This is a genomic window from Exiguobacterium sp. U13-1 (genome assembly GCF_001750115.1).
In the GTDB taxonomy this organism is placed as follows: domain Bacteria; phylum Bacillota; class Bacilli; order Exiguobacteriales; family Exiguobacteriaceae; genus Exiguobacterium_A; species Exiguobacterium_A acetylicum.
This window is the reverse complement of the sequence record NZ_CP015731.1, coordinates 2,617,358-2,633,109: the sequence shown is the minus strand read 5'-3', so window position 1 is coordinate 2,633,109 and position 15,752 is coordinate 2,617,358. Positions and strand designations below refer to the sequence as shown.

Here is a 15,752-nt window from a genome sequence, read left to right as displayed (position 1 = left end):
ATAGACGATTGGTCCAACCGTCGTTACAAGCGTCATTAAAGTTCTGAGTTTACCGCGTTTTGCTGCCATTGATTCATTCACTCCTCTGGTTTGTTGTACTAATCATATTCCACGAAAACAACGTCTTAAAACCTCATCGGCACATTAAGTGGTTTTCCAAATACTATAGTCGGGTCATAGTATAAAGAGAAGGGAGACGATCAATATGGGAGCAGTTGTTTGGTATCGTCATGATTTACGTGTTGATGATCATGAGGCACTTCGGAGTGCATGTGAAGAACAGGACGTCATTCGTGCCGTATACGTCAAAGATCAAAAGAAACGCGATTTTAAAAGAGGTACACATCAAGAACGGTTCGAACAAGAGACACTTGAGAACTTAGCGGGTCACCTGTCTCAAATCGGGATCACGCTAGATATAGTAGAAGGGAAGACATGTGAGGTACTCGATTCTTATCTGCAAGCGGATGATACCGTCTATTTCCATAAGATGACCGGAACAGAAGAAGCGACAAGTGAGCAGTATATCGAAGACAGATATACCGTCCACTCTTTTGAAACACAGACGTTACATCGTCGGGAAGATATCGGAAGTGATGAATTAAAGAGCGTCTTTACGGCATTTCGAAAACGGGTCGAGGCGAAAGGGACCTTCTACGATCCACTCGATCCACCAACTGATATTCAGCTGATAAAAGAGGAATCAGTTGAAGCGGACCCAGAGACCGCGTTCCCATTTCGGGGAGGAGAATCAGCGGGAAGGGCACGCCTTCAGGAATATCTCGCCAAGCCTGTATTCACCTATAAAGAAACACGGAATGGGTTCTTACGAAATGATTCATCGAAGTTATCTGCCTGGCTAGCGAACGGTTCACTCTCACCGCGCCGCGTCATGGCTGAATTACAGGAAGCCGAGCGAAAAAAGGGAGCGAATGAATCGACGTACTGGTTGTATTTCGAATTGTTATGGCGTGACTTCTTCCATTTGACGATGCGTGAGACCGGAAGCCGTCTGTTCCGGTCGAGTGGATTACAAGAAGGTCAATACACTTGGAAGACGGACCAGCTAGCTGTCGAACGTTGGATAGAAGGAAAAACCGGTGTGCCATTCGTCGATGCCTTCATGAACGAGATTCGCGAGACAGGGTGGATGTCGAATCGCGGAAGGCAAATCGTTGCCAGTTATCTGATTCATGAATTAAAGCAGGACTGGCGTATCGGAGCGCGGTATTTCGAACAGCAGTTGGTCGACTATGATGTCGCTTCGAACTATGGAAACTGGGCGTTCATCGCGGGTGTCGGGAATGCGACACGCACACCACGATTCGATCCCGCATTCCAACAACAAAGATATGATCCGAATCAACACTTCACGAAACGTTGGACCTGAAAAAAGCATCTTTTTCTGGAGTGGGAAGTAGTTGCATTTCAGAAGGGAGGATGCTATATTAAATGCATCAGATGGGGTTCCTGAATTGTACGAGAGCCGCCTTTTATCTTTGAGCCACTCTTTTTTGATAGGGAGTTTGACGTTCCAACTAGTAGTACATGCCTCGTAACACAGCAGGAGGACGTACGAATAGGAATCGGATAAGACACCCACCTGCACAGCAGGTTCAAAAATAAGGTATCGACACGGCACTTCGGGTCCCATCGTCTTATTATTTTATTGTTTGACACGTCGCATGACGTTTTTTTTTATGATATAATTCCGAGTAAAACAGTATGAGTATTGTGAGGTTATGAGATGTTACATCAATTTTCGCGTAATGAACTAGCAATCGGTAAAACTGGACTTGACGCATTGGCATCCAAGTCTGTCGCTATTCTGGGAATCGGTGGTGTTGGATCGTTCTCAGCAGAAGCACTTGCCCGCAGTGGCGTAGGTCGTTTGATTCTCGTCGATAAGGATGATATCGACATCACAAACGTCAACCGACAAATCCATGCTTTGCTTCCGACGGTTGGTCAACCGAAGGTCGATGCGATGGCAGAGCGTCTTGCGTTAATCAATCCGGATCTTGAAATCGTTCGTTTGAAGATGTTCTACAACGAAGAGACATTCGAGTCGTTCTTCGAACAGCAACCGGATTATGTCATCGATGCATCGGACACGGTCTCGTTCAAAATTCACTTGATTCAGGAATGTAAGAAACGCAACATTCCGATCATCTCAAGCATGGGGATGGCGAACAAGATGGATCCGACACGCATCAAGATCGTTGACATCAAAGATACAAGTTATGATCCATTGGCGAAGGTCATTCGGACGAAACTCCGGAAAGCCGGTATTCATAAGGGTGTTCCTGTCGTCTTCTCCGATGAACCGCCTGTTAAGATCATCGAAGAAGTCCGTCAAGTCGTCGGAAATGATGCGGCTGCAATTCGTAAGGCAAAGATGCCGCCAAGTTCAAATGCGTTCGTTCCATCAGTTGGTGGATTGATCGCAGCGAGCTACGTCATCAACGAGATCGTCCGTGAAGCCGGCGTGACGATCGAACGCGTTCGTTAAAAAAAGCGACCTTATGGTCGCTTTTTCTGATGTGTGGCTGTTTGTTTGTTCCAAAAATCAAGTCGAGCTTGCAGTTGTTTCTCAAAACCGCGTGGGCTAGGACGATAAAAGACCGGTTTTGTCCGGGCAAGATTCTCAGGCCAGTAATTTTGTGGCACATAGGCATGTTCGAAGTCGTGCGGATATTGATAGGTGACGCCATTCCCAAGTGCTGCTGCCCCCGGATGATGAGCATCGCGCAAGTGCGGCGGAACCGGTCCACCGTCCGAACGACGAACGAGTGTCAATGCTTGATCAATCGCTGAGATGACAGCATTCGACTTCGGTGCTGTCGCGAGATATAAGACCGTTTCAGCGAGCGGAATTCGTGCTTCCGGGAAACCGACGTATTCACAAGCACGGGCACACGCATCGACCATCAATAACGCTTGCGGATCAGACAGACCGATGTCTTCTGCCGCATGGACATAGAGACGACGAACGATGAAACGTGGACTTTCGCCCGCTTCAATCATGACGGCGAGCCAGTAAAGCGCGGCGTCAGGATCGGAACCTCGAATCGATTTGATGAAGGCAGAGATGACATCGTAATGCCGATCGCCGTCCTTGTCGTACTTCAATGCTTTTTGCTGAATCGATTCCTCGGCAACAGCGAGGTCGATCGTGATCTGACCATCGATTTCCGGTGTTGTTAAGACGGCGAGTTCAAGTGCATTCAATAATGCTCGGTAATCGCCATCTGACAACTTGACGTAATGATCGATTGCATCATCTGTGATCGTAATCGGATATTTGCCAAGACCACGCTCTTCGTCCTTTAAGGTCCGGTCGAGGACGATTCGTAAATCGTCTGCTGTCGGTGGTTCAAAACGAAAGACCGTTGCCCGCGATAAGAGAGCGGCATTGACCTCAAAACTCGGATTTTCCGTCGTTGCGCCGATCAACGTGATCGTACCCGCTTCAAGCGCCGGGAGTAAGGCGTCTTGTTGCATCTTATTGAATCGATGGATCTCATCGAGAAAGAGAATTGTTTTTTGTTCCTCGAACTGAAGACGGGCTTCGGCTGCTTTTAGAATTTCCCGTAATTGTTCCAGTTTTGCCGTGACCGCGTTTAATTGCTCGAACGCTGATTTCGTATAACTAGAGATGACACGCGCGAGCGTCGTCTTTCCGGTACCCGGTGGGCCGTAAAAAATGACGGTTCCGAGACGGTCAGCTAAGATGGCACGCCGCAGGAGTGTCGTCTCTCCGATCAGATGGCGTTGTCCGACGATTTCATCCAGATTCTGAGGACGCATCCGATTCGCGAGCGGTCCGGCAGGTGACTGGGATTCAAATAAATGTGCCATACACATACACTCCTTCCACTTTTAGCTACTACTATACTAGAAAGGATGATCCTTCGCATGATGAAAATCTCGACGAAAGGGCGATATGGTCTAACGATCATGATCGCACTCGCGAAAGAAGCTGAATCTAAACCATTATCCCTAAAAAAAATTGCGCAGATGTATGACCTATCTGAGCACTACCTTGAACAGTTGATTGCACCCCTTCGTAATGGAGGTCTCGTCAAAAGTGTCCGCGGTGCTTACGGCGGGTATAAGCTCGGTCGTGAAGCGCAAAACATCACAGCAGGTGAAATTATCCGCCTGCTTGAAGGACCACTCGTCGTCGTCGAAGGCGATGCATGTGACGAGGTCACGAAACGCAAACTTTGGGATAAAATCCAGCAAGCAGTCGATCAAGTGCTCGATTCAACGACGCTACAAGATTTAGCGGAAGAAGAAGATACAGGATACATGTTCTATATTTGAGAGGTGAAAATGAATGAATTACTTTGACCATTCGGCGACGACGCCGATGCGTCCGGAAGTCCTTGAGGCAATGACGCCTTATTTGCTCGAACAGTATGGCAACCCATCGAGTGTCCACGCGGCTGGTCGGTCTGCTCGGGCAGCAATTGACAAAGCGCGCCGGCAGATTGCCCAAGAATTGAACGCAAAACCAACCGAACTGATTTTCACGAGTGGTGGGACGGAGTCGGATAACTACGCGATCTTTGGGGCAGCTGAAGCAACGCGTGAAAAAGGGCGTCATCTCATTACGACACGATTTGAGCACCATGCTGTATTGCATGCGTTTGAAGAACTCGAAAAACAAGGTTATGACGTCACGTATCTCGATGTTCCCAATACAGGCGTCGTCTCATTGGCTGCCTTGCAAGAAGCGGTCCGGGAAGATACGACACTCGTCTCGATCATGTTCGGCAACAATGAAGTCGGAACGATTCAGCCGATTGCGGCATTCGGTCAATTTTTACGAGAACGCGGTATTTTGTTTCATACGGACGCGGTGCAAGTGTTCGGAAAACAAGCAATCGATGTCGAAGCGTTACATGTCGATCTCTTATCCGCGTCTGGTCATAAAATCAATGGTCCAAAAGGAATCGGATTGTTGTACGTGCGGACTGGCGTGAAGTTAGCCCCTCAAACGTTCGGTGGAGAACAGGAACGCAAGCGTCGTGCTGGTACGGAGAACGTACCGGGAATCGTCGGTTTAGCGAAAGCGCTCGAACTGATGATTGCAGAGCGTGATCAACAACAGGACCACATCAAACAGCTGCGCAGTGTTTTGCTAACACGCTTGAATGAAAGTGGCGTCACTTACGAAGTCAACGGTGTTGAAGGATTACCGAATGTCCTCAATCTTTACTTCCCGCGGATTGAAATCGAACCGTTCCTGATCATGCTTGATATGCGTCAGATGGCCGTATCGAGCGGGAGTGCATGTACGGCAGGATCCGTCGAACCTTCGCATGTCTTATCGGCGATGTATGGCGAAGATGAACGGACACGAGCATCGGTCCGAATCAGTTTTGGTCACGGAAATGAGCTCGCGCAAGTCGAACTACTCGCACAAGCCTTGCAAGATGTCGTAAAATCGTTTCAGAATTAACGAAGAGGTGAAATAAATGAATACACGAGCGAAAGCCCCGAGTGAAACGACAGTCGTCGTTGGGATGTCGGGCGGTGTCGATTCTTCTGTGACCGCTCATTTATTAAAAGAGCAAGGCTATAACGTCATCGGAATCTTCATGAAAAACTGGGATGACACGGATGAGAACGGCTTTTGTACGGCGACGGAAGATTATGAAGACGTCATCGCGGTAGCCAATCAAATCGGCATTCCGTACTATGCAGTCAATTTCGAGAAAGAGTACTGGGATAAGGTCTTCACGTACTTCCTCGATGAATATAAACTCGGTCGGACACCGAATCCGGACGTCATGTGTAACAAGGAAATCAAGTTCAAAGCCTTCCTCGATCACGCGATGCGTCTTGGTGCCGATTTCGTCGCGACAGGGCACTATGCGCGTGCCGTCTATGAGGATGGAGAACATAAATTGCTTCGAGGCGTTGATGCAAACAAGGATCAAACGTATTTCTTGAATCAATTGTCGCAAGAGCAGATCGCGAAGGCGATGTTCCCGATCGGACACATGGAAAAATCAGAAGTACGCCGGATCGCAGAAGAAGCGAACCTCGCGACAGCGAAGAAAAAAGACTCGACAGGCATTTGCTTCATCGGCGAGCGGAACTTCAAGCAGTTCCTCGGTCAATATCTGCCGGCGCAACCCGGTGAAATGCGGACGCTTGACGGGAACGTCATGGGACGTCACGATGGATTGATGTACTATACGATGGGACAACGTCATGGACTTGGTATCGGTGGCGACGGAGAACCTTGGTTCGTCGTTGGGAAAAACCTAAAAGAGAACATTCTCTATGTCGATCAAGGATTCCATAACGAATTGTTGTATTCGGAAGGATTGCTTGCTTCAGATGTCAGTTGGACGTCTGAGCGTCCGGTCGGTGAGACATTCCGTTGTACAGCGAAATTCCGTTACCGTCAACAAGACACAGCCGTCACGGTTCGTGTCCTCGAAGATGGACTCGATGTCTCGTTTGACGAGCGTCAACGGGCAATCACACCAGGACAAGCGGTCGTGTTCTATGATGGAGACATCTGCCTCGGTGGTGCGACGATCGATGCAGCCTATAAAGCAGGCGAACGCCTCGCTTATCTCGCGTAAGGAGCAAAAGAAGATGAATTATAATGAAGTAGGATTCCGGCATTTAGAAGCTGGAAATTATGAATTAGCAGCGCAGGCTTTCAACGACGCAATCGAAGAAAATCCAAAAGATCCGACAGCATATGTCAATCTCGGAACATTACTCCAATCGATGAACGACGCTGATCGTGCCCTTCGTTTTTATGATCGGGCGCTGATGATCGATAATACGTTCGCGAGTGCCTATTATGCAAAAGGTGCGCTATTCTTTGCTGCCGACCAACTCGTCGAAGCAGAGGAATCATTGCGGGCAGCGTTATTATATGGACTTGACGACGCGGATCTCCATTTCATGCTTGGGATGACGTATCAAAAACTTGGTGATCCTGTACGTGGCTTACCTCGTCTACAACGTGCGTCAGAATTGAACGGTGTCGATATTGAGATCGCGTTCCAATACGGGCTTGCCTTAGCGCAAAACGAGAAGTTGGAAGAAGCCGTCGAGATGTTCGAGCACGTTTTGATGCTTGACGAAACGCACACGGATGCTCGGTACAACTATGCGATCGCGCTTGCTTTCCTCGGTCAACAGGAAGTGTGTTATGCAGAACTTGAAGCCGTTCTTGCCTACCAGCCGGAACACGCTCTTGCGCGAGATGCAAAAGCGAAGATGGATGCGTTATTAAAACAAGCAGACTGATCCAAAAAAGACGATTCCATCTGGAGTCGTCTTTTTTGTGCTATTTAATTCCCAACTTCACGGATGACACGAAGTGGTGGACCGGAAAAGTCTTCATAGGCTTCATCCATGTTTTTCGTGTACAGTTCGATGACGTTATTTTCCGTATCCTTGAAATAAGCTGAATGCTCTTTTTGATTCGAGGTCTCCTGTTCATCCCACTCTCTGAGCTTCACGGTGATCGAAGCTTCGCGCAGTTGATTCAAGGCTTGTTGGAACTCTTCCTTCTCAACGTAGAAAGCACAGTGGACATGGACACCACCTTCGTCATACAACGTGTCCCATTCGGACACTGGTAAGTGTTTGACCGTTCGTTCTTCCATCGTGAAGTCTCGCTTCAGCCATAGACCGAGTCGGGTGTTACCGCCAATGTAGAGCCACGTTGCCCAAACTCCGTCCTGTTTAGATTGTTCCTTGCTCGGTTCTGCATCCTCAGGTGCCCATTGCTCGACGATCGGAATACCAAGTGTCCCATTCCAAAAGCCAACCGCACGGTCCATATCCTCGACTTCCAGTACTAATTCACACAATCCTGCAATCGGTAAACGTGCCATCCTTGAACTCCTCCTCTTAACGAAATGTTTCAGGGTATCTTTCCCTGATTTAAAATCCGGTAAACGAATGCTATGATGAAAGCAGCGAATGAAAAAGAGAGAAAGAAGGTGGAGTGATGGAGCACCCCCATCAAGTCGTCGGGCGCGTCAAACGTGTGCTCTTTTCTTCTGAAGAAGAAGCACACTCCATTGTATTGGTCGCCGTCAAAGAAAAAAACTTTGAACTGAAAGAAACCGAGCTCGTCATCACGGGTACAGGGGTCGGAATCGAACTCGGAGGAACGTATCAAGCATTTGGTCGTCTCGTTGATCATCCTCGCTTCGGAAAACAACTGAAGGCGGAGCTGATTCGTCGATCGGTTCCGATGACAAAACAGGCAACGATCCGCTTCTTGACGAATGGTTCGTTCACCGGCATTGGTCCGAAGACAGCGAAAAATATCGTCGATGCTCTCGGAGAAGAGGCAGTGGACCTCATTTTGAAGGATGAGCGAGTACTGAATCAGGTGCCTGGGTTAAAACAAAAACAAGCGGATATCATATTGAGTCGACTCGCTACGTTATACGGTGTCGATCAGTTGATGCTATTCTTAGCGCCATTTGATGTCACACCAAAACTAGCGGCGAAAATCTATGCTGCTTACGAAGGGGACGCCATGGCGCGAATTCGAGAGAATCCGTATTCCTTGATGTATGAAGTGAACGGGATTGGTTTTAAGACAGCCGATCATATCGCCTCACATCTCGGACTTGTCGGATTACATCCGGAACGTGTCGCTGCTTCGATCATGCATATATTAGAACAAGAAGCAGGAGAGGGACATGCCTTTGCGACGGTCGACTCACTATTACAACGGGCACCCCGGTTGCTTGGTGAAGACCCAGGAGAACGGCTGGAACAAGCGATTGAACTGTTGCTCGCTGAAGATAAGGTCAAGCTTGAAGAAGGTTGTTTGTATTTACCGACGATCTTTTATGCGGAAGTTCGAGCGGCGAAAGAACTGGCTCGCGTCATGGCGAACGGTGCCGAACAGGAAGTCGATGTCGCGACGATTCTTGAAGCGATTGGGCACCTCGAAGAACAGTTTGGCATGGAATATGCCGCACAGCAGCGGGAAGCGATCGAGTTAGCGGTTAAAGCACCATTGATGGTTCTGACCGGTGGACCAGGGACCGGTAAGACGACCGTCATCAAGGGAATTTTACATGCCTTGCAAGAAATTCATGATTGGCCACTTGAGAAAAGTCGCGTCAAGACGGGAGATGTCTATCCGTATGTCCTTGTTGCACCGACCGGACGCGCCGCTAAACGTTTGTCGGAAGCAACGGACGTTCCAGCGATGACGATTCATCGTCTGTTGAAGTATGACGGAACGAACTTCCAACTGAATGAAGATCAGCCGATCACGGGAAAAGTACTGATCATCGATGAGTCATCAATGATTGATATCTACTTGTTATCGAGTCTGCTCCGTGCTGTTCCGAACGGTATGAAAATTTTGTTCGTCGGTGACCGCGATCAGTTGCCATCCGTAGGTCCTGGGCAGGTACTGGCAGACTTGATGGACACGGAAGGGATTCCCGTCGTTCGTCTGAACGTCGTCCATCGCCAAGCGGAAGATTCTTCGATTTTACGGCTTGCCCATGATTTGAAGAACCGGACGACGTCTGCTGATTTGTTGGCACCACTTGCGGATCGTCGCTTCTATACCGCGTCTCCGCAAGAGACGTTACGCGGTATTTCAGCTTTCGCAGAAAAAGCACTTGCGAAAGGCTATTCGAAATTCGATGTTCAGATTCTTGCACCGACTTACCGTGGTCAAGTCGGAATCGACGAATTAAATGTCGCCTTGCAACGCGTCTACAACCCGGAAGAACCAAAGAAACGAGAAGTTAAACAAGGCACGCGGATTTACCGGACCGGAGATAAGATTCTCCAGCTCGTCAACAATGCAGAAGAAAACGTTTATAACGGAGATATCGGAGAAATCGTCAACATCTTCTTCGCTAAAGAGAATGTCGACAAGGTGGATAAGATCATCGCCCGCTTCGACCAGACGGAAGTCGAGTATAACCGAAGTGACTGGGATCAATTCACGCATGCCTATGCGATCACGATCCATAAGGCGCAAGGGTCCGAGTTTCCAATCGTCTTGATGCCGGTCTATTTTACGGGGGCGTTCAAGCATTCCCGAAATTTGATTTATACGGCGGTTACCCGTGCGAAGTCGAGTTTATTATTGTTCGGCGACCCACGAGCATTCCATAAAGCGTCGCAAGAAGAGGAACCCCGGCGCCGTACACGATTGATTGAACGACTCGGTGGTGTGACAAAGACTTGACGGATGCTGTGCGATAGGTAATAATCACGATAGATGAATGGACGTAACACGTTGATGGAAGATAAGTAAAAGGAAAACTCGAGTCCAGAGAGAAGTGAGTCTGCTGCAATCACTTTCTCGAGTCCCTTTGAAGCTCCTTCCGGAGTCGGGTGTAAACACCTGCGGGTCATCCCCGTTATCAGATGTTCGAGGTAGGCAATGGATTGCTTACGAACGAGGGTGGTACCACGGAAGCGATGCTTTCGTCCCTTTTCAGGGATGAAGACATCGCTTTTTTGCGTCCAAATAAAACCAATGGGGGTAACTGTTCATGAAAGCTCTAAAACCATTAACGGGTGCACAAATCCGTCAGATGTATCTTGATTTCTTCCAAAGCAAAGGACATGCGATCGAACCGAGTGCTTCACTCGTACCGGTCGAAGATCCATCGCTCTTGTGGATCAACTCGGGTGTTGCAACACTCAAGAAATATTTCGATGGTCGTGTCATTCCTGATAATCCACGGATTGTCAACGCACAAAAATCAATCCGGACGAACGATATCGAAAACGTTGGGAAAACAGCGCGTCACCACACATTCTTCGAGATGCTCGGAAACTTCTCCGTCGGTGATTACTTCCGTGAAGATGCAATCAAATGGGGCTGGGAGCTCTTGACGAGTGATGACTGGTACGGTCTTGATCCGGAACGTCTTTCGGTCACGATTCACCCGGAAGATGACGCAGCGCGTCAAATCTGGCTTGAACTCGGCGTGCCGGCTGAGCGGATCATTCCACTTGAAGATAACTTCTGGGAAATCGGTGAAGGTCCATCTGGTCCGAACACGGAAATCTTCTTCGATCGTGGTCCAGCTTTCGGAGACGATCCGAACGATTCAGAACTCTACCCAGGTGGCGAAAACGAACGCTATCTCGAGATCTGGAATATCGTCTTCAGTCAATACAACCACGATGGACACGGCAACTATACGGAACTTCCGCGTAAAAACATCGATACAGGGATGGGACTTGAACGGATGGCGTGTGTCATGCAGGACGTGCCGACGAACTTCGATACGGATCTGTTCATGCCGATCATTCATAAGACAGAAGAAATCAGCGGTAAAATCTACCGTGATGATTCGAAACTTGATGTAGCATTCAAAGTCATCGCAGACCACATCCGTACCGTATCATTCGCAATCGGTGATGGTGCGCTTCCTTCGAATGAAGGACGTGGATATGTCCTTCGTCGTTTACTACGCCGTGCGGTGCGTTATGCGAAGATGCTTGGAATCGAGCGTCCGTTCATGTATGAACTCGTCGATACGGTCGGGAACGTCATGGTCGACTTCTACCCACAAGTTCCGGAAAAAGCGGACTTCATCAAACGCGTCATCAAAAACGAAGAAGAACGTTTCCATGAGACACTTCATGACGGTCTTGCAATCTTGAACACAGTCGCTCAGACGTCTAAGGCGAACGGTGAGCATGTCATCAGCGGCGAAGATGCGTTCCGTCTGTATGACACATATGGTTTCCCACTTGAGTTGACAGTCGAGTATGCAGAAGATCATCAGATGTCTGTCGATGAAGAAGGCTTCAAATTAGCAATGGATGCGCAACGTCAGCGTGCACGTGCGGCACGTGAAGAGAGTGGTTCGATGCAACAGCAATCGGAAGTCCTCTCGACGCTAAAAGATAAAAGTACGTTCGTCGGCTATACCGACCTTAAGGCGGATGCAAAAATCATCGCTTTAGTGCATGATGGAGAACGAGTCACAGAAGTCGCTGCTGGTGAAGAAGCACAAGTCATTCTCGACATCACGCCGTTCTACGCTGAAAGCGGTGGTGAAGTCGCAGATACAGGAACAATCGAAGGCAAAGACTTCGTTCTTGATGTTAAAGATGTTCAAAAAGCACCAAACGGTCAAAACTTGCATACGGTCATCGTTCGTACAGGGATCGCAACGGAAGCGGCAGATGTCGTTGCAACGGTCGAAGCAGCAGAACGTAAAGCCGTCACGAAAAACCATACGGCAACACACTTGCTTCATAAAGCATTGAAAGATACGCTCGGAACACACGTTAACCAAGCGGGATCACTCGTTTCTCCAGAACGTCTTCGCTTCGATTTCTCACACTTCGGTGCAGTGACACAAGAAGAGTTGACGAAGATTGAACAAGACGTCAACCAAGCAATCTGGGCATCGCTACCGGTCGATATCGAAGAGATGAACATCGCTGATGCAAAAGCAAAAGGCGCGATGGCATTGTTCGGTGAGAAGTACGGTGAAACGGTCCGCGTCGTCTCAGCAGGCACATACTCGATCGAGTTGTGTGGCGGAATCCACGTCGGAAACACAGCCGAAATCGGCTTGTTCAAGATTGTTTCGGAGTCTGGTATCGGTGCAGGTACACGCCGAATCGAAGCGGTAACGGGTGCAGGTGCGTATCGTGTCATGAACCAACACTTAGAAACACTCGAACAAGCAGCAGCTGTTCTGAAGACGAAGACGACAGAAGTTCCTGTCCGCATCGAAGCACTGCAACAACAGCTTCGTGAGACGGAACGAGCAAACGAATCGTTGCAAGCAAAACTTGCGAACATTGAAGCTGCTTCGCTCAAGGATGATGTGGAAGAAATCAACGGTGTGCGTGTGCTTGCGAAACGTGTCGACGTCTCAGACATGGACGCTCTTCGCGGCATGATGGATGAGCTGAAGAGCTCACTCGGATCAGCGATCATCGTTCTCGGGAGTGCGCAAGGTGAGAAAGTCAATCTCGTCGCAAGCGTCTCAAAAGATTTAATCGACCAAGGCTATCATGCTGGTAAATTGATCAAGGAAGTCGCAACACGCTGCGGTGGGGGCGGTGGCGGTCGCCCTGACATGGCTCAAGCTGGTGGAAAAGATGCGTCGAAATTAGAAGAAGCACTCGCGTACGCTTCACAATACGTGCAATCACTGGCATAATAGAAACGTAGTGTATATGAAAGAGGTGATGAACGTGAGTCAGATGGATCAAACGATGAAATTCAACTTTCCGGAAGACGATAACAAAGCAGCAACACGTGATGTGTTGTTGACGGTCTATCATGCTTTAGAAGAAAAAGGATATCATCCGATCAACCAAATCGTCGGCTATCTCCTTTCAGGAGATCCTGCTTACATTCCTCGTCATAATGACGCACGTAATTTAATTCGTAAGATTGAACGCGACGAATTGCTCGAAGAACTCGTGAAATCTTATTTGGCGGAGAGTGGAAATTCAAAATGAAACGTGCAATGGGACTAGATGTCGGTTCGAAGACGATCGGGGTAGCGGTCAGTGATTTGATGGGCTGGACGGCGCAAGGCGTTGAGACGGTCAAGTGGACGGAACCGGATTACCCAGAAGCCTTCAAACGGCTCGATGTCATCATGAAGACATACAATGTCGAAATCCTAGTCATTGGTCTTCCGAAAAACATGAACGGTTCCATCGGTCCCCGCGCAGAAGCAAGTGAAGCTTTTGCGAAGGAAATCGAACAGCATACCGGGCTTGAAGTCGTCTTCATGGATGAACGGTTGACGACGATGCAAGCAGAACGGATGCTGATCGATGCCGATGTCAGTCGTAAAAAGCGTAAACAAGTCATCGATAAGATGGCTGCCGTCATGATCCTGCAATCGTACTTGGATCGGACGAACCGATGAAGGGGGAGAAACCGATGGCTGAAGAAAAACGTCAGTATCTCTTTCCAGATGAAGAGGGCGGCGAACATCTTTTCAAAGAATGGTACCGTTACTCGAGTGAACGTACAGGAAAAACCTATCTGTTTCTTGAAATGATCGGTAACCCTGACGAAGGAGCAGATGATCTGATCATCTGTGAGATCGATGAATATGGAGAAGGCGAAGATGATTTTGAATTGAGCCTGATCGATGAAAATGATGAGCAAACTTGGGATGAACTCGAGCTTGCGTTAAAGGAGCGGATCACTGATGCAACAGAATGAACCAACACGTTACGTAATTCCGGACGGCGAAGGAAATGATTTCGAATTCGTAGAACGTCTGCGTTATGAAAGCCCACGTTCGAGCAAGACATACATCTTCCTCGAGCCAATCGGAGCAGACTATGACGAAGCAGAAGAAGTCGATATCTTCGTTTACGAACTCGACGAATACGGTGATGGAGATAACGACTTCAACCTCGTACCAATCGATGAAGACGATACAGCGACTTGGGATGAAATCGAAGAAGTCTTTAACACGCTCGAAGACCAGTTAGACTAACCCGACTCATGACAGGTGACGTCGTAAGAGACTTTCTCTTACGATGTCACCTTGTTTTAAGAGAAGAAGGAGGAACCGATGGAGAACGAATGGAAGCAAAATGCTGAAATCGAAAAAAGGCGACGCCGGACATCACGTCGGATTACGCTAATCATCCTTTCTGTATTGTTGACGATTTTTCTAGTTACCAGTGCGGTCATCTATGTCTTTTTGAAAAATGCGCTTGAACCAGTCGATGAAACAGCGACGAAATCCGTCAAAGTCGAAATTCCTTTAGGAGCAGGGACGAGTTCGATTGCTTCTTTACTAAAGGAAAAAGACTTGATTGCAAACGAGACGATTTTCCGTTACTACGTCCGTTACAAGAATGAATCGTCATTCCAAGCGGGTACGTATACACTGTCACAAGCCATGTCCCCGGATGAAATCATTAATGAATTAAAGACGGGAACGGTCATGAAGGCAGCGGATGTGAAAATCACGTTACCTGAAGGCATCACGATGGATCGTCAAATCGCTTTGATCGCGAAAGCAACGAACTTCAAGGAAGAGACGGTCCGTAAAGAATTGACGGATGCGACATTCATCGACAGCATGATTGAAAAATATCCGATGTTGACGGATGAAGTGAAGAAGAATGGTGTCTTGTATGCACTTGAAGGATATCTCTTCCCAGCAACGTATGAGTTTGATAAAGGAAAAAGCATTGATCAAATCGTCGAGACGATGCTCGATGAAACAGAAAAAGTCTACGATGAGAATGCGGATGCCATTCAAAAATCAGGCATGACCTTCCATGAAGTACTCAGTCTCGGTTCCATGGTCGAGCGTGAAGCGGCGACAGCAGATGATCGTCGTGAAATCGCTGGTGTCTTCAAAAATCGATTGGATGACGGCATGAAGTTACAGTCGGATCCAACGGTTTGGTATGGCACAGGTGAAAACACGGCTTTAACGACACTGAAGGATCTCGAGAATAATTCGAAGTACAATACGTATAAGTACGAAGGAATTCCGATTGGTCCGATTTCGACGGTCAGTAAAGATTCGGTACTTGCCGTGTTAAATCCGAATAAAACAAAATATGTCTATTTCTTTGCTCGTCCACCAAGTGATAAACATCCACGCGGACAGATTCTATACGAAGAGACATATGAAGAACATCAACGAAACGTCGTTAAGTATAAGCCGGAATGGGTGGAATACGAAGCGAGTAAAGAGCAATGAGCAACGGGTTGGGTTGAAGCGGGAAGTTCGCTTCAAGTCAACCTG

At 48.1% G+C, this 15,752-nt stretch carries 15 protein-coding genes, 1 other RNA gene and 1 other annotated feature; of the genes, 14 read left to right on the top strand and 2 right to left on the bottom strand.

From position 1 onward, the window contains the following. The first annotated feature begins 205 nt into the window (after positions 1-205). The 3 genes from ESP131_RS13765 to ESP131_RS13755 all read left to right on the top strand — a co-directional run bounded on the left by ESP131_RS13765 (position 206) and on the right by ESP131_RS13755 (position 2,512). Positions 206-1,390, top strand: coding sequence for a DASH family cryptochrome (locus ESP131_RS13765; protein ID WP_069940863.1), 1,185 nt, complete (start codon positions 206-208; stop codon positions 1,388-1,390). Positions 1,391-1,464: 74 nt separating this feature from the next. Then, positions 1,465-1,654: non-coding RNA, 6S RNA (gene ssrS / locus ESP131_RS13760), on the top strand. 93 nt (positions 1,655-1,747) lie between these two features. Continuing rightward, positions 1,748-2,512, top strand: a complete 765-nt coding sequence (locus ESP131_RS13755; RefSeq protein WP_023468920.1) for a tRNA threonylcarbamoyladenosine dehydratase — start codon at positions 1,748-1,750, stop codon at positions 2,510-2,512. Positions 2,513-2,523: 11 nt separating this feature from the next. On the opposite strand, the gene ESP131_RS13750 is transcribed toward ESP131_RS13755, so the two are convergent. After that, positions 2,524-3,861, bottom strand: coding sequence for a replication-associated recombination protein A (locus tag ESP131_RS13750; RefSeq protein WP_029342237.1), 1,338 nt, complete (start codon positions 3,859-3,861; stop codon positions 2,524-2,526). A 60-nt stretch (positions 3,862-3,921) separates the two neighbouring features. On the opposite strand from ESP131_RS13750, the gene cymR reads away from it, so the two are divergent. From cymR to ESP131_RS13730, 4 genes are read left to right on the top strand one after another with little or no spacing between them, the layout of a single operon-like run. After that, positions 3,922-4,329, top strand: a complete 408-nt coding sequence (gene cymR, locus ESP131_RS13745) for a cysteine metabolism transcriptional regulator CymR (RefSeq protein ID WP_029342236.1) — start codon at positions 3,922-3,924, stop codon at positions 4,327-4,329. Between the two features lie 13 nt (positions 4,330-4,342). Continuing rightward, a complete protein-coding gene (locus ESP131_RS13740; protein WP_069940862.1) occupies positions 4,343-5,470 on the top strand; it encodes a cysteine desulfurase family protein in 1,128 nt (375 codons plus the stop codon). A gap of 16 nt (positions 5,471-5,486) precedes the next feature. Next, on the top strand, positions 5,487-6,608 hold the full coding sequence (mnmA, locus tag ESP131_RS13735; protein ID WP_029342234.1) for a tRNA 2-thiouridine(34) synthase MnmA: 1,122 nt from the start codon (positions 5,487-5,489) through the stop codon (positions 6,606-6,608). Between the two features lie 13 nt (positions 6,609-6,621). Beyond that, positions 6,622-7,287, top strand: coding sequence for a tetratricopeptide repeat protein (locus ESP131_RS13730; RefSeq protein ID WP_029342233.1), 666 nt, complete (start codon positions 6,622-6,624; stop codon positions 7,285-7,287). Positions 7,288-7,331: 44 nt separating this feature from the next. Here ESP131_RS13730 and ESP131_RS13725 read toward each other — a convergent pair whose 3' ends face one another. Next, positions 7,332-7,880, bottom strand: coding sequence for a VOC family protein (locus tag ESP131_RS13725; RefSeq protein ID WP_029342232.1), 549 nt, complete (start codon positions 7,878-7,880; stop codon positions 7,332-7,334). Between the two features lie 116 nt (positions 7,881-7,996). Between ESP131_RS13725 and recD2 the strand changes: the two genes are divergently transcribed. The 7 genes from recD2 (at position 7,997) to mltG (ending at position 15,707) form a co-directional block, all read left to right on the top strand. Continuing rightward, the gene (recD2, locus tag ESP131_RS13720) at positions 7,997-10,222 is read left to right on the top strand and encodes an SF1B family DNA helicase RecD2 (protein WP_047393660.1); all 2,226 of its coding nucleotides are present in this window, start codon (positions 7,997-7,999) and stop codon (positions 10,220-10,222) included. 42 nt (positions 10,223-10,264) lie between these two features. Further along, positions 10,265-10,475 (top strand) — a binding site (T-box leader). 57 nt (positions 10,476-10,532) lie between these two features. Continuing rightward, positions 10,533-13,175 carry an alanine--tRNA ligase gene (alaS, locus tag ESP131_RS13715; RefSeq protein WP_029342230.1) on the top strand — a complete coding sequence of 881 codons (2,643 nt, stop codon included), beginning with the start codon at positions 10,533-10,535 and terminating at the stop codon, positions 13,173-13,175. A gap of 34 nt (positions 13,176-13,209) precedes the next feature. After that, positions 13,210-13,479 carry an IreB family regulatory phosphoprotein gene (locus ESP131_RS13710; protein ID WP_029342229.1) on the top strand — a complete coding sequence of 90 codons (270 nt, stop codon included), beginning with the start codon at positions 13,210-13,212 and terminating at the stop codon, positions 13,477-13,479. Further along, the gene (gene ruvX, locus ESP131_RS13705) at positions 13,476-13,898 is read left to right on the top strand and encodes a Holliday junction resolvase RuvX (RefSeq protein WP_023468910.1); all 423 of its coding nucleotides are present in this window, start codon (positions 13,476-13,478) and stop codon (positions 13,896-13,898) included. The genes ESP131_RS13710 and ruvX overlap by 4 nt, the downstream gene beginning before the upstream one ends. A 14-nt stretch (positions 13,899-13,912) precedes the next feature. After that, positions 13,913-14,200 (top strand): DUF1292 domain-containing protein, encoded by a 288-nt coding sequence (locus ESP131_RS13700; protein ID WP_069940861.1) that lies wholly within the window; start codon positions 13,913-13,915, stop codon positions 14,198-14,200. Beyond that, positions 14,187-14,480, top strand: a complete 294-nt coding sequence (locus tag ESP131_RS13695; RefSeq protein ID WP_023468908.1) for a DUF1292 domain-containing protein — start codon at positions 14,187-14,189, stop codon at positions 14,478-14,480. Before ESP131_RS13700 ends, ESP131_RS13695 begins: the two co-directional genes overlap by 14 nt. A gap of 78 nt (positions 14,481-14,558) precedes the next feature. Then, positions 14,559-15,707, top strand: a complete 1,149-nt coding sequence (gene mltG / locus ESP131_RS13690) for an endolytic transglycosylase MltG (protein ID WP_029342227.1) — start codon at positions 14,559-14,561, stop codon at positions 15,705-15,707. Positions 15,708-15,752: the final 45 nt, after the last annotated feature.

Bases quoted from the DNA above. Each gene is read 5' to 3' on its own strand.
- mltG (WP_029342227.1), top strand. From the start codon at position 14,559: ATGGAGAACGAATGGAAGCAAAATGCTGAAATCGAAAAAAGGCGACGC.
- alaS (WP_029342230.1), top strand. From the start codon at position 10,533: ATGAAAGCTCTAAAACCATTAACGGGTGCACAAATCCGTCAGATGTAT.
- ESP131_RS13750 (WP_029342237.1), bottom strand. From the start codon at position 3,861: ATGGCACATTTATTTGAATCCCAGTCACCTGCCGGACCGCTCGCGAAT.
- ESP131_RS13695 (WP_023468908.1), top strand. From the start codon at position 14,187: ATGCAACAGAATGAACCAACACGTTACGTAATTCCGGACGGCGAAGGA.
- ESP131_RS13700 (WP_069940861.1), top strand. From the start codon at position 13,913: ATGGCTGAAGAAAAACGTCAGTATCTCTTTCCAGATGAAGAGGGCGGC.
- ESP131_RS13730 (WP_029342233.1), top strand. From the start codon at position 6,622: ATGAATTATAATGAAGTAGGATTCCGGCATTTAGAAGCTGGAAATTAT.
- recD2 (WP_047393660.1), top strand. From the start codon at position 7,997: ATGGAGCACCCCCATCAAGTCGTCGGGCGCGTCAAACGTGTGCTCTTT.
- ESP131_RS13740 (WP_069940862.1), top strand. From the start codon at position 4,343: ATGAATTACTTTGACCATTCGGCGACGACGCCGATGCGTCCGGAAGTC.
- cymR (WP_029342236.1), top strand. From the start codon at position 3,922: ATGAAAATCTCGACGAAAGGGCGATATGGTCTAACGATCATGATCGCA.
- ESP131_RS13765 (WP_069940863.1), top strand. From the start codon at position 206: ATGGGAGCAGTTGTTTGGTATCGTCATGATTTACGTGTTGATGATCAT.
- ESP131_RS13755 (WP_023468920.1), top strand. From the start codon at position 1,748: ATGTTACATCAATTTTCGCGTAATGAACTAGCAATCGGTAAAACTGGA.
- mnmA (WP_029342234.1), top strand. From the start codon at position 5,487: ATGAATACACGAGCGAAAGCCCCGAGTGAAACGACAGTCGTCGTTGGG.
- ruvX (WP_023468910.1), top strand. From the start codon at position 13,476: ATGAAACGTGCAATGGGACTAGATGTCGGTTCGAAGACGATCGGGGTA.
- ESP131_RS13725 (WP_029342232.1), bottom strand. From the start codon at position 7,880: ATGGCACGTTTACCGATTGCAGGATTGTGTGAATTAGTACTGGAAGTC.